This is a genomic window from Halalkalibaculum sp. DA3122 (assembly GCF_043951865.1).
Lineage (GTDB): Bacteria > Bacteroidota > Rhodothermia > Balneolales > Balneolaceae > JAMQKA01.
This window is the reverse complement of sequence record NZ_JBINJF010000015.1, coordinates 20,863-33,345: the sequence shown is the minus strand read 5'-3', so window position 1 is coordinate 33,345 and position 12,483 is coordinate 20,863. Positions and strand designations below refer to the sequence as shown.

Annotated in this window: 9 protein-coding genes; 2 read left to right on the top strand and 7 right to left on the bottom strand. The window is 52.0% G+C overall.

The features are described from left to right. Positions 1 to 101: 101 nt before the first annotated feature. Positions 102 to 758 carry an HAD family hydrolase gene (locus ACG2F4_RS11220; protein ID WP_395260761.1) on the bottom strand — a complete coding sequence of 219 codons (657 nt, stop codon included), beginning with the start codon at positions 756 to 758 and terminating at the stop codon, positions 102 to 104. A 221-nt stretch (positions 759 to 979) separates the two neighbouring features. Here ACG2F4_RS11220 and ACG2F4_RS11215 point away from each other — a divergent pair, with 221 nt between their 5' ends. After that, entirely contained in the window at positions 980 to 2,455 is a 1,476-nt protein-coding gene (locus tag ACG2F4_RS11215; RefSeq protein ID WP_395260760.1) for a hypothetical protein, read from the top strand. A gap of 112 nt (positions 2,456 to 2,567) precedes the next feature. On the opposite strand, the gene ACG2F4_RS11210 is transcribed toward ACG2F4_RS11215, so the two are convergent. The 4 genes from ACG2F4_RS11210 to ACG2F4_RS11195 form a co-directional block, all read right to left on the bottom strand. Beyond that, a complete protein-coding gene (locus tag ACG2F4_RS11210; protein ID WP_395260759.1) occupies positions 2,568 to 4,199 on the bottom strand; it encodes an SGNH/GDSL hydrolase family protein in 1,632 nt (543 codons plus the stop codon). A gap of 15 nt (positions 4,200 to 4,214) precedes the next feature. Then, positions 4,215 to 7,079, bottom strand: coding sequence for a TonB-dependent receptor (locus ACG2F4_RS11205; RefSeq protein WP_395260757.1), 2,865 nt, complete (start codon positions 7,077 to 7,079; stop codon positions 4,215 to 4,217). 444 nt (positions 7,080 to 7,523) lie between these two features. Next, positions 7,524 to 8,741: an acyl-CoA dehydrogenase gene (locus tag ACG2F4_RS11200; protein ID WP_395260755.1), complete on the bottom strand. Its 1,218-nt coding sequence runs from the start codon at positions 8,739 to 8,741 to the stop codon at positions 7,524 to 7,526. Positions 8,742 to 8,876: 135 nt separating this feature from the next. Then, complete coding sequence (locus ACG2F4_RS11195; RefSeq protein WP_395260754.1) at positions 8,877 to 10,061, bottom strand: acyl-CoA dehydrogenase family protein; 1,185 nt, start codon at positions 10,059 to 10,061, stop codon at positions 8,877 to 8,879. A gap of 245 nt (positions 10,062 to 10,306) precedes the next feature. Here ACG2F4_RS11195 and ACG2F4_RS11190 point away from each other — a divergent pair, with 245 nt between their 5' ends. Further along, the gene (locus tag ACG2F4_RS11190; protein WP_395260752.1) at positions 10,307 to 10,660 is read left to right on the top strand and encodes a carboxypeptidase-like regulatory domain-containing protein; all 354 of its coding nucleotides are present in this window, start codon (positions 10,307 to 10,309) and stop codon (positions 10,658 to 10,660) included. A 180-nt stretch (positions 10,661 to 10,840) separates the two neighbouring features. On the opposite strand, the gene ACG2F4_RS11185 is transcribed toward ACG2F4_RS11190, so the two are convergent. Together ACG2F4_RS11185 and ACG2F4_RS11180 are read right to left on the bottom strand one after the other, a co-directional pair. Then, positions 10,841 to 11,143 carry a ferredoxin family protein gene (locus ACG2F4_RS11185; protein WP_395260751.1) on the bottom strand — a complete coding sequence of 101 codons (303 nt, stop codon included), beginning with the start codon at positions 11,141 to 11,143 and terminating at the stop codon, positions 10,841 to 10,843. Continuing rightward, on the bottom strand, positions 11,140 to 12,465 hold the full coding sequence (locus ACG2F4_RS11180; RefSeq protein ID WP_395260750.1) for an FAD-dependent oxidoreductase: 1,326 nt from the start codon (positions 12,463 to 12,465) through the stop codon (positions 11,140 to 11,142). Before ACG2F4_RS11180 ends, ACG2F4_RS11185 begins: the two co-directional genes overlap by 4 nt. Positions 12,466 to 12,483 lie beyond the last annotated feature (18 nt).

Below are 12,483 nucleotides of genomic sequence, written 5' to 3'. Positions count from 1 at the left end.
CCTTTTTTAATCGTGCTTTGGAAGAGCCGCTCCCCGTTAGTATGACTTGTCTTTAATGTGTTGCCTTCGCCGCACTATGGGTCAACAGGTGGGAATAGAATTTAATCCTTCAGGCTAAGCATGCTGTCCAGGGTAAAGTTTTCAAAGTCGTTGATCACCAGGTGGCAGTCACTCAGTTCTTCAGGGGTATGCGTGGTAGCTACCCCAATAACGGCAGCACCCGCCGCCAATCCCGACTGCACCCCGGAAACGGAATCTTCAATCACAATACATTCCGGGGCTGTAAGGCCGATCGCTTTGGCTGCATTGTGATAGGGCTCCGGATGGGGTTTGCTGTGGGTAACGTGGGAGGAGTCAAGCACAGCATCAAACATATCGTAGATCGCAAGCTTATTAAGGATAAAATCGGCATTTTCACCCGGGGCCGAGGTCGCCACGACCATCTTGACCTTCTGCTCTTTCAGTTGCCTGATAAACCTGATAACGCCGGGCACCTGCATCGCCTCGGGATCAAATATATCCCGGAAAATCTGTTCCTTTTCATCGGCCAGTTCCTTGAGCCGTTCTGTGGAAATATCCCCGAAAATTTTAGGAATCCACTCCTTGTTCGCCCGCCCGTAGATATTATTTTTCAGGTAGTCGTCATCAATTTTTATATCGTGTTTGTCGCAAAAAATGTTGATCGCTTTTTTGTGTGCGGGGTTGCTGTGTACAATGACCCCGTCCATGTCAAAAAGAACGCCAAAATTGCTTCGCATCTGATTGGTTTGTAGTTAAAAGTCGGAAAAAAGATGGAGTATCCAGCTCAATAAATACCGACTAATGAGGCCTGAATATACAAAGCTTGCAGTAATTGTATATGAAATGATTGATAGACTGACCCGGGCTGGGTTGTGGGCAAGGATACCCATTTTGGGAATGCCGGTTGACCGATTGCTGTTAAGGCACCGGAAATTAACAGGAGCCAACAGGGCAGCAGATGAAGAATATCAACAGTCACCGCGTATTTCATAGAAACCAGAAAGAGCCGGATACCGGGGGGAAATACGTCGTATATTGGATGCAGTCGGCCCACCGCCTGCACTACAATTTTGCGCTCGAGTACGCGGTTGGGTGGGCCAACAAGCTGGACAAGCCGCTGCTGTTATACGAGGAGCTGAAAAACGACTACCCGTGGGCCTCCGGCCGCATCCATACCTTTTACCTGGAGGGGATGCAGGAGATCCGGGATTACTGCCGGGAACACAACCACAACTACCTTTCATTTGTAGAAGAAGAGCCCGAGACCAACAAACGGGCCTATCTTGAGATGCTGCGTAACGCATGCTGCCTGGTTACCGACGAGTTCCCTGTCTATTTTATCCGCGAACGCAACAGATGGCTTGGGGAACACCTCGACATTCCGGTCTATACGGTGGATAACAACGGGCTGATCCCGCTAGGGCTCACCGAGAAAGATCCCTACAACGCCTATTTTTTTCGGAAGATCATGCAGCGAAATTTTGTGGAGGCTTATACCCATCCCCCAAAGCAAAACCCGCTGGAAGAGCTGAAAAATCGGGAGGAAATTGATATTAAAAGTCTTCGAAAAAAGTTGCCGACAAGGGGAGAAATACCTGAAGAGATTCCAAAATTTATAAATGAATTACCTATCGATCATGAGGTAAAACCGCTGGAGATAAAAGGCACGCGGCAGGCCGCACTCGGGAAACTGGGCCGGTTTGTGCAATATGGACTGCCGGAGTATGATCAAAAACGGAATGATCCGGATGAGAGCAAGGTAAGTGGACTGAGTCCCTGGCTCCACTTCGGAAAGATATCGGAACATGAGATTGTGCAAACGGTGCTCGATCACCAGCCGAAAGGGTGGGACCTGGGCGATATCTCCTTTAACAAAGGCTCGACCGGCGGCTTTTTCAACGGAGATCCCAATATCGACAGCTTCCTGGATGAAGTGATAACCTGGCGCGAAGTGGGATTCCATTTTGCACATCACCGGCCCGACTACGCCGAATTCGAAAGCCTGCCCGACTGGGCCCTGGAGACCCTGCGCGATCACAAGGATGATCCGCGGGAATGGATTTACAGTTACGAAGAGCTCGAAAACGCCCAAACCCACGACGAGATCTGGAATGCCGCCCAGCGACAATTACGACAGGAGGGCATTATTCACAACTACCTGCGGATGCTCTGGGGTAAAAAGGTGATCGAGTGGACGCCCGACCCGCAAACCGCACTGGAGTACCTGATCGAGCTAAACAACAAATTTGCCATCGACGGTCGCGATCCCAACAGCTACTCCGGCATTTTCTGGTGTTTCGGTCGCTTCGACCGCGCCTGGCAGGAACGTCCAATTTTTGGCAAGGTGCGCTATATGACCAGCAAAAGCACCCGCCGGAAGGTGAAATTAAAAAAGTACCTGGATCGCTTTGGAGATCAGCAGGCACTACTCTGAGGTGACCGGTGCCGATTTGTGTTGCCTGTTGAGATGGGGCGTTGGTTGCCTCGTTTGTGGAGAAGAAGTACGAGTACAGGATTGAATTCCGGTTGGAAAACCCAAAATAATACTATCGGGCAAGGACTACGCTCCCGAGGTTCAGTACATCCACCCGGGGGATCTCTGAGCCGAAGTTTTTTTCAATTACACCGATGATTTCATTTGCAATAATTGCGTTTCCCCTGGGGTTGGGGTGGACCCCGTCAGTTGAAAATACACCATTGGGACTAAAATCTGGTTGAAGCGTTACCCCCTCAATAGTAATGCCGGGGGCGCTTCCGTCCAGTCCGAAGAGGTCGTGAAATATGCCCTGCGGATCGTTTGTGTCATAAAGGGCAAGCCGGTCACTGTTTGAAGCAACCGCCGTGGCTATCGCCGTGTTAAACGACACGGAACGCTCCGTAATGCGTGTCTGCTCGGCTTTAGTCAGGTAAAATGGATCTCCGTTCAGGGTGCCATCCGACAGGTCAAAACCGAGCGGCACCACTACGCCGACCGGGGTGTCTCTCTCGCTGTCATCGCCGTCCGCTTCGGTACCAAGCAGGGCGCCGGCCTGCAGCAGCACCAGTTCTCCCGGGTCAAGAGGGCGAGCCTGCTCGTATGGAACCAGGGCCGCCCGTTGTTGTGCATTTATTGCTCCTGCCATCTGCAGCTGGTCAAACTTGGGCCCCAGGTCTTCCAGCTCTTCGTCAATGACCAAAATCGGGTTGTTGCCGGCCGCATAGTGAACCTTTCTCCGGTCAGCATCCTCAGGGTCATGCCCAAAGCTTGTGACTATCGCCTCCAGTGCGGTATTGAACCCGGAAAACGCCTCATTCAGCTGATTGGCTGAGACGGGATCAAGCGTAATGGCATTGTAGGAGACAGCCTGAAAAAAAGGCAATGCCAGTATTGGCGGTATATTGATCACGACTCCGGACGCGGAGGTCCCTGCCAGCAGGTTGTTAACGACGGTATTGAACTGATTTTCAAAATTGGAGACACCGGTTAACAAAGCTTCATTTGATGCGCCCGACAATGCATAGCCCAGCACATCATTGCTGCCGATCCAGAGGGTGAAGAAAGTCGGTTGGGTATTTATGGCATCTCCAAGTATCGTAGAAGTTCCGGGATCGGTGGCAAAACGCTGGTAAAAGGGTGTAAACGCAGGGTTTTGTGGACTTTGTGGTCCGCCCGTGGCCGGGGTGAGCAGCTGGCCGACCACGATACCGGGAACCCCGAAATTATTTAACGCCTCTTTGTCGCCGGTAAAAGGAGCAATCGGTTCACCCGGGGTGGGCACCGGCCCCGGAATGTCGGGATCCAGCTCAAATCTGCCAAGTACGGTATTTGATTCAGGATCCGGGTTCGGCACAGAGATGTTAAACCCGTTTTCAGCATTAATATCCGGCTGATCAAAGGGATCAAAATTTTCGCCGTCATTTTCAACGGCCATTTTAAGTTCTTCTGCCAGCAGGTTGGCAAAGTTGAACTTCTGCCCGTCATTGTACAGAGCGGCGTCCATCAGTCCCGCCGTTATGGAATTTCCCATCGCTACATATTTCGTAAAATCGGCGTTCCCCTGTGTGGCCTGGACCTGCTGCTCGGGTACCGGGTTTTCTTCAAGGCGGGCATCAACCAGGGCACTTTCCTGCCCCTCGCACCCGGCGAGAATGAAGCATGCGCAACAAAAAAACAACGGAAGCGTGTTTATAAATTTCATGGGTGCGGAATAGGTTTAGTTCAAAAATTGATCGAAGGTAAGTGATACATAATAGAGGGCACCGAGGCGTGGATTCCCAATTGAGGTGGTATATCGTTCATTCAGGATATTGCTCCCCCCGACTTTAAGTATGGTGTTGTAGACCGGCAGCTTGTAGCTGACCTGCGCGTCCAGCGTGCCGAAGGCCGGAACAACGCCCTGCCCAAAGCTGGACTCCCAGAGAAAAGCATCCTGCCACCGGTAGACGATGTTGAACCCGAGGCGATCTGTCAGGCGCCTGTTGGAAAACTGGATGTTGTATTTCCATTCAGGGGTGTTGTAGCTAGCTCTGAACCCCTGGTCGATAAGGTCCTGCTGGGAAATGAGATCGCTGTACGAGATATTCCCGCCCACTTTGTATCCCCGGTTGAAGGCAAGCTCGGCACTGACGGCCACCCCCTGGCTTTCCACCGTTCCGTCTGCATTGATATCGAACCCGTATCGTTGCAGGCGTCCCCCGGCCACGCTGTTGTTGAGAATATCTCGTTTACCAGCATCCGAATCGGGATTAAACCCGTCAACCGGGTCGAACCCGTCGCGGTTGTCAGTGTCTGCGACATCCACCGCCTGGGTCAGGTCTATTTCAGCGATAAAATCGTTATACGAGCTGTAATAGTAGGAAGCATCGATCAACAGTCGATTCCTGATCAATGCCTTGTAGCCCACTTCAAAGGTGTTGACCTTTTCAGTCTGCAGGTTGTTGAGTTCGATCGGTTCAAGGAGAGAGATATCATCCGCCTGCCGGGCAGCTTGCACACTTTCGGTGGAGTACACGGTGTTGGTCTCAAGATTGTACCGATCGATCAGCGTTTGGTTGCTGCCGATCAGCCGCCGGCGGACCACATCGAGGTCGATAAACTGCGTTTGGGTTGTTGGAATCCTGAAACCGCGCTGAAACGAAGCCCTCAAATTGTGATTTTCGGCCACTGTGTAGACCGCGGAGAACCGCGGCGAGAACTGCCCTTCAAAATATTCGTTTTTGTCGTACCTGACGGCGCTCTGCAGGTCCAGCGTCTGATCCAGCAGTGTTTTTGAAATCTGCAGATAGGCGCCGAACTCATCGATATCAAACTCATCTCCATCTTCCTGGAGAGCAAACAGCGTACCCCCGGAGTCAAGGGCGTACTTACGGTAGCTGGCCCCGGTGATAAGTTCCGCGATTTCGGGATCTATGATCTCTGAAAAGTTGTATTTCCCTTCGGCATGCCACAAGTCGGACTTGTCGAGGAACCGGGCGCCGCCTTCCGAAATCGGTATGCTGCGGATCTCGTTAAAAAGTTGTTGAAACGCCGTGCTTTCCGGTTCGAGGCGAGCCTGGGCACCGGCATTCTCTGCCTGCATATGGGCTTCCTGGACCGTGGCTCCCCGGATACGTGCCTGGGCAAAGGCCTGGAAATAAGCTGGTACGTATGTATCCAGGTTGATCTGTGTGGCTACGGTATTGGCTGCATACGTGTCGCCGGCATCCTCCTGGGTGGTATATGCTCGAAGGAAGAAATTGGGATTTCGCAGCTCAATTTTGCCGGTCCATATGCTGAAATCGTCGAGTACAAACCGGTCATTGGCCGTATACACGGTGCTCCCGAACCCGATATTGTACTGACCGAGCAGCTCCAGGTCATCATTAATACGGTAGTGAAGCGCCGCGTTTAATTTTAAACTTTCTGTCGTATTGTCCACAAACGAGGACTCTGTATATCCAAGCGGGGTAAAAGCCCCGGCTTCCCCATCGGGCAACAGGGAGCGGATCGCAGCGATATCGGAATTGCCGGCGGCTATCTGGGCGTCAGCGATCGTTCCGATGGTCAGCAGGTCATCCCCATAGACATTGAGTCTGTTGTAGACCCGGTTGTCGCCCCTGGAGGTGGCTCCCCGTTCGATCGCTCCAAAAGAGGCGGGGCCTATATCCCGGTAGTCAACGGCTACAAAGTCCTGCGCTTTCAAAAAGGAACCATTTACTTTGAAGGCGACCTTGTTGTTATAGGATTTGGCGTATCTGACCAGGTACTGCTGATACAGCGAGCGCTCGTGATCTGTCTCCTGAACGTGGTTGAGACCCTGTTTCACCTTTACGCTCAGCCCCTCGTAATCAAACGGGCTTTTACTGTTAAGCAGTAGGATGCCGTTCAGCGCGTTGGCTCCGTACAGCGCGGAGGCAACTCCCGGAATTAGTTCTGCACTTTCCAGGTCCAGCTCCGAAATCCCCACCACATTGCCTACCGGGAAATTGAGGCCGGGAGCCTGGTTGTCGATGCCGTCAATCAGTTGTACAAATCGCACGTTGCCGTTTGCTCCAAAACCGCGGGTGTTTACCGACTTAAAGGTCAGGCTTTGGGTACTGAAGTCGACCCCTTTCATATTGGCAAGGGCATCATAAAAAGTAGGGGCCGCGTTCTGCTGTATTGATATAATATCCATCTTTTCGATAGAAACAGGAGCTTCAAGAATACTTTCTTCGACCCGTGAGGCGGATACGACCACATCACTGCCTATCAAGGTTTCCTGCTCCATCCTGATCGTCAGTTTTTCCGGCTGCGAAGAGGTGATCTCGACCTCCACTGTTTTAAAACCGACGCTCGAAAATACCAGCGTCAAAGGCGGATCCTGGTTAATCCGGAGCTGGAACTGGCCGTCGAGACCTGTGGAGGTGCCTATAACCTTGCCTTTTACTTTTACATTGACGCCGGGCAGCGGTTCGTCAGTTTCCGCCTCAATCACAACACCGGAAATGGTAACCTCCACTTTGGAGGAGAGCGCCTTTGCGTCGATATGCAGGCAGCATAAGGGGAAAAGTAAAAAAAATAGAACTGCAGTTCGCTGAACAATAGGTTGAGTATTCATCCCTGCCTCCCTTAAATCGTAATATGGATATAGAAAAGAAAGTGTCTGTAGGCTTTAATACCATCTATTAGCCATATACTCGTCGTTTACAATATACCTATTTTTGAGGTTAAAGACGATGTTGTTTTACCCCGGATTATTCACGAAATATTCAAAAATAGAGGGGTGAGTTATTGATATTATTCTGTATATCGAAATTGTTTATGGCCCAAATTGGAGGGTAGTTGCAACGGGCTGCGAAATTCGGCCGTGCACTTCGTTGGAGGAAAAATGAGGTGCTAAAGGTACACCAGTACGTTTCCGCCGCCTTTTTTCCTTCGCCTCGTTCATAACCGAATTTCCTGGTGAATAATCCGCGATAACCGCAGGTAATCCACGTTTAGCTGGTATTCGCGTCTGTTTTACGGTTTGCTACCGTCGGCGGAGTCATAAAAAAAGATGGAATTATTCGGACAGATCATTTCCTCGTGGGATAAATGCCTGAATGCCGGTAAGTTCACGTCCGAGGATGAGTCCGTGAATATCATACGTGCCTTCATAAGTGTTAACCGATTCGAGGTTCATCATGTGGTGGACAACCCGGTATTCGCCGGTAATTCCGTTGGCGCCGTGCATGTCGCGGGCCGTGCGGGCGATTTCAAGCGCCTTTTGACAATTGTTGCGTTTGGCAAGCGAGGTCATTACATGGTGGTCCCGCCCCTCATCCTTTAATGTGCCCAGGCGCCACGCCAGCAGTTGCATCTGTGTAATACTGGTAAGCATGTCGGCCAGTTTGGACTGCGGCAACTGGTTTGCCCCGATCGGGTAGCCGAACTGTGTGCGTTCCAGTACGTATTGCCGCGCTTTTTGATAGCAGAATTCGGCAGCACCCACCGTTCCCCAGACGATACCGTAGCGTGCGCTGTTCAGACAGGTGAAGGGACCTTTGAGCCCGGAAACATCGGGAAATACATTTTTATCGGGAATAAAAACATCCTCAAAAATGAGTTCCCCCGTTTCAGAGGCACGCAGCGACATCTTGTATTTTGTTGCCGGCGTACTGAAGCCCTCCATTTCTTTTTCAACGAGGAATCCGCGGATTGCGCCTTCCTCATTTTTGTTCTCTTTTGCCTTGGCCCAGACAACGGCAACATCGGCGATGGGTGCGTTGGTAATCCACATTTTGGCCCCGTTCAGGGTCCAGCCTCCCTCGGTTTTCAGGGCGGTGGTATTCATGGAACCGGGATCGGAGCCGTGGTCGGGCTCAGTCAGTCCAAAACAGCCGATCAGCTCTCCGGCCGCAAGCCTCGGCAGGAAGCGTTCTTTCTGCTCTTCGGTTCCGAATATTGAGATCGGGTACATCACCAGCGACGACTGCACGGACATGAACGAGCGGTATCCCGAATCTACCCGCTCGACTTCCCGGGCGATGAGCCCGTAGGCGGTGTGGCTGGCCCCTCCGCCGCCGTACTTCGGATCGATGCTGGCCCCTAGCAGCCCCAGCTCTCCCATCTCTGTGGCTATGTCAGGATCGAAATACTCTTCCTGGTTGCCTTTCAGGGCCCGGGGCTCCAGCTTGCTCTGGGCGTATTCGCGGGCGGTTTCCATGATCATACGATCTTCTTCACCCAGTTCGGATTCGAATTGGAGGGCATCGTCGGGATTGAAGCTGGTATCTGGCATACTGGCGGTTGTTAATTTTGTCAGTAGATCAATTAGTGATGCAGGTTGCAGGTTGCAGGTTGAAAGTTGCAGGTTGAATGTCAAAAGTTGCAGTTTGTTAATGTTTAGCCGGCAACTTTCAGGCGTCAACAAATATTAAGGTTTTGGATCTTTTTTCAGTTCGCGTGCTATGATTTTGCGCTGAATCTCTGAAGTGCCTTCGCCTATCGTCATCAGTTTGGCATCCCGAAGGAATCGTTCAACGTGATACTCTTTGATGTAGCCATAGCCCCCGTGAATCTGGACCGCTTCGTCGGCAGCCCGGACAGCTTGTTCAGAGGCAAAGAGCTTGGCCATAGAGGCTTCCCTGGTGAACGGCCGGTCCAGTTCCTTCAGCCAGGCGGCGCGGTGGACGAGCAGGCGGGCGGCGTCAACTTCGGTAGCCATATCGGCCAGTTTTTGTTCGATCGCCTGGAAGTCACTGATAGGCCGCCCAAACTGTTGCCGCTCGCGGGCGTATTTCAGCGATTCTTCCAGGGCGCCCCGCGCTATGCCTACGGACAGCGCCCCGATACCGATGCGGCCGCCATCCAGTACCTGCATCGTATCCGCAAATCCGTGATTCAGGTCACCCAAAAGGTTCTGGCCGGGGACTTCCACATCGTCAAAATGGATCTCCGTGGTGTCAGAGGAGTTCATCCCAAGCTTTTCCAGCCGGGTGCCGGGTGTTACGCCGTCCCACTCCCGCTCCACGATAAATGCGCTAATGCCTTTTGTGCCCTTTCCCGGATCCGTTTTTGCCAGTACCACATAGATTCCGGCGACCGAGCCCTGGGTGATAAATACTTTGGTACCGTTTAAGATCCATTTATCCCCTTTTTTAACGGCCGTGGTTTTTATGCCGGAGGAATCGCTGCCGGAGCCGGGCTCGGTCAGGCACCAGGCACCCAGCTTTTTTCCTTTGGCCAGCGCCGTAAGATAGCGCTTTTTTTGGTCGTCGCTTCCGGCCAGTGCAATATGGCCAGATGCAAGAGAGGTATGGGAGGCCACCGTCAGCGCCAGGGAGGCGTCCCAGCGGGCGATCTCCTCGATGGTCAGGCAGTAGCTGATCATGTCGGCCGCACCGCCGCCGTATTTTTCTGGGTGGATCATCCCCATAAAGCCCTGTTCCGCCAACTGGCCGACCAGCCGGTGGGGAAACGCTTTTGAGGCGTCGCGCTCCTTCACCCCCGGCGCGACATGACGTTCGGCAAAGTCGCGCGCACTGTCCCTGATCAGTTGCTGTTCTTCGGAAAGCTGGAACGACAGGGTGGAGCGGTTACTCGATCGATCTGAACTCATGATATATTAGGTTTTAATTGATCTGTGGGAAAAAGCGAACCGGTACGTGCCCACGACTCAGATGTTTGGATCTATATTCAAACAGTAGGTAAAATTAAATTCTCATTCAATCTCTTTTATCCGGGAACAAATAAATCATATCTGGCTAAAATGTAATGAATTAGGTTGGTTGGAAGATCAACTAATTTTGAAGTTTAAATATCTATCAATAGAAGAATAGCAATCTAAATAAATAAGGTCTCATTATGTTTAGCAAAAAAGCATCTCTGTTAGCAATGGTAACACTGTTTGTCGGACTTCTGTTTTCTGTAACCGCTGTAGAGGCTCAGGCTCAGGAGCTAGAGCAAACCACCGCAATAAGCGGCACGGTTGTAGACTCTGAGACTGAACAACCGGTCTCAGGAATTGAACTGAAGATCGAGGGAACAGAACAATCTGCTCAAACCGATGAAAAAGGACAGTTTTCATTTTCCGGGCTTGCGCCTGGCACATATACTATCGTAGCCACCCCTGAAGGATACCAGGAGGTCAGCAAAGAGGTTGAACTCGGCGCTGAAGGCAAAGAGGTAACCATTACCTTAATGCCAAGTGGTCAATAGTTTCCTGGTAGCAGATTAATTCAAAACAATTCAGGCCATCCTGGTATAAAACCGGGATGGCTTTTTATATTTCCGGGCGGTCGTTTTTTGTATATGGCTCCTCTCTTCACGTAGCCAGAAAAATTGAGAAATCCGCAATCAGAAGGTTTTAAACAACCTTTTATCAACTCACTCATTCACCTATCCGTAATTCCATGTTACGCCGCGGCCCTCTTCGGGATCCGGGTAGTTCCAGCTGACCGCACCCTGGTCGCAGGCATACATGCAGGTTCCACACTCAATACAGTCTTCCACCTGGAAGTAGACCTGTCCATCGTCATCAATCTTGTAACAGTTGGCGGGGCAGACGTAGGTCGTGCACTTATGCGGACAAACCGAGTTGCAGATCGACGTATCCACCTCAATGTGGGGTTTAATTTCCGATTTCGCCTGGTTCCGATAGCTGACGAGGCCGAGTCGTTCGGTCAGTTTCAGGTTTTTCATAGCGCTTTTCCTCCGTTGATTCCGAGTTTGATCAGGTTCCACCACGAGGAGTGCTCCCGGACCGACTCGCTCAGCTGTTCCCGCGCTTTCTTGGTCGGCTGGTTATCGATCGTAAAGAATTTTTTGCCGAAGCCGCAGACCAGGTTGGGCAGATCCTTGTACATCATCGGTTGATGCAGCATCTGCACCGCATCCTGGAATCCACGCATATCTTTCATCACGTAGCTTTCCTCCAGCGCCGCGCGGTATTCCTTCATTGTGGCGGAAGAAAAATCATTCCGTTTCCTGGCCTTCACAATGGTCTCTGCGGCCAGGATCCCGGAGCGCATCGCGTAATCCATGCCCTGGATCGCCTTGCCGGCGTTCATCAACAGGTTGGCTGCTTCCCCGCAGATCAGCAGGCCATCTTTGTACAGCTCCTTCGGCATGATGCGCATATCGCCCGAGGAGACCACGTGGGCCGAATATTCCACTACTTCCCCGCCGCGGATGGTGTCGGCGACGACGGGATGGGATTTGAAGTGATTGAGTATATCATGGGGACTTTTCTCTTTTTCCCGAAGATCTTTCAGTCCCAGCACCAGGCCGATGGAGATCGTCTCTTTGTTGGTATAGAGAAACCCGCCGCCCTCCACGCCATCGGTGGCATAGCCGACAAACTCATTTGACATCCCGCTGCGGCCATTCAGCTGGAAGCGATTTTCCAGCACTTCCCGGTCGTAGCGGATAATTTCCTTGATACCGGTGAGCACGTGATCCGCCGGCACATAGTCGTCCTGCAGTCCCACCTGGCGGGTGAGCAGGTTGTTGACGCCCTCGGCAATAATCACGCTCTCGGCGTAGAACTCCTCGTCGCCGGTGCGGATCCCCACGGCCTTGTTGTTTTCCATCAGCACCTCATCCACCTTGATGTTGGTGGCAATGAAGGAGTCCATCGCATAATCACTTTCCGCGATCGCCTCCTCCACCTTGCCGGCCAGCCAGCGATCGAACCTGGAGCGCAGCACCACGACCCCGGCGTAGGGCGGTTCGTTGAAGTGGGCGGATTTAAAATCAAGCGAAAAGGTGGCCTCCCCATCCATAAACGTGAGTCGCCGGTGATTGATAAACCGCTCCCAGCCAGCCTCCTCCTCTTCCCAGTACCCGGGCACGAGTTTGGCCAGGTCATGTCCCCAAAGTACGCCGCCCGAAACATTCTTGGAGCCGGCAAACTCTCCCTTTTCGATAAGCAGGAACTTCATATTGCTGCGGGCAAGCGTCATGGCGGCTGCCAGTCCCGCAACACCCGCACCAACGATTATACAATCGAACTGTTCATCCACGGATGTAGAATGTTATAG

What these genes read in the sequence shown, in the direction of transcription:
- ACG2F4_RS11220 (WP_395260761.1), bottom strand. Translation starts at nt 758, where the DNA reads ATGCGAAGCAATTTTGGCGTTCTTTTTGACATGGACGGGGTCATTGTA.
- ACG2F4_RS11215 (WP_395260760.1), top strand. Translation starts at nt 980, where the DNA reads ATGAAGAATATCAACAGTCACCGCGTATTTCATAGAAACCAGAAAGAG.
- ACG2F4_RS11210 (WP_395260759.1), bottom strand. Translation starts at nt 4,199, where the DNA reads ATGAAATTTATAAACACGCTTCCGTTGTTTTTTTGTTGCGCATGCTTC.
- ACG2F4_RS11205 (WP_395260757.1), bottom strand. Translation starts at nt 7,079, where the DNA reads ATGAATACTCAACCTATTGTTCAGCGAACTGCAGTTCTATTTTTTTTA.
- ACG2F4_RS11200 (WP_395260755.1), bottom strand. Translation starts at nt 8,741, where the DNA reads ATGCCAGATACCAGCTTCAATCCCGACGATGCCCTCCAATTCGAATCC.
- ACG2F4_RS11195 (WP_395260754.1), bottom strand. Translation starts at nt 10,061, where the DNA reads ATGAGTTCAGATCGATCGAGTAACCGCTCCACCCTGTCGTTCCAGCTT.
- ACG2F4_RS11190 (WP_395260752.1), top strand. Translation starts at nt 10,307, where the DNA reads ATGTTTAGCAAAAAAGCATCTCTGTTAGCAATGGTAACACTGTTTGTC.
- ACG2F4_RS11185 (WP_395260751.1), bottom strand. Translation starts at nt 11,143, where the DNA reads ATGAAAAACCTGAAACTGACCGAACGACTCGGCCTCGTCAGCTATCGG.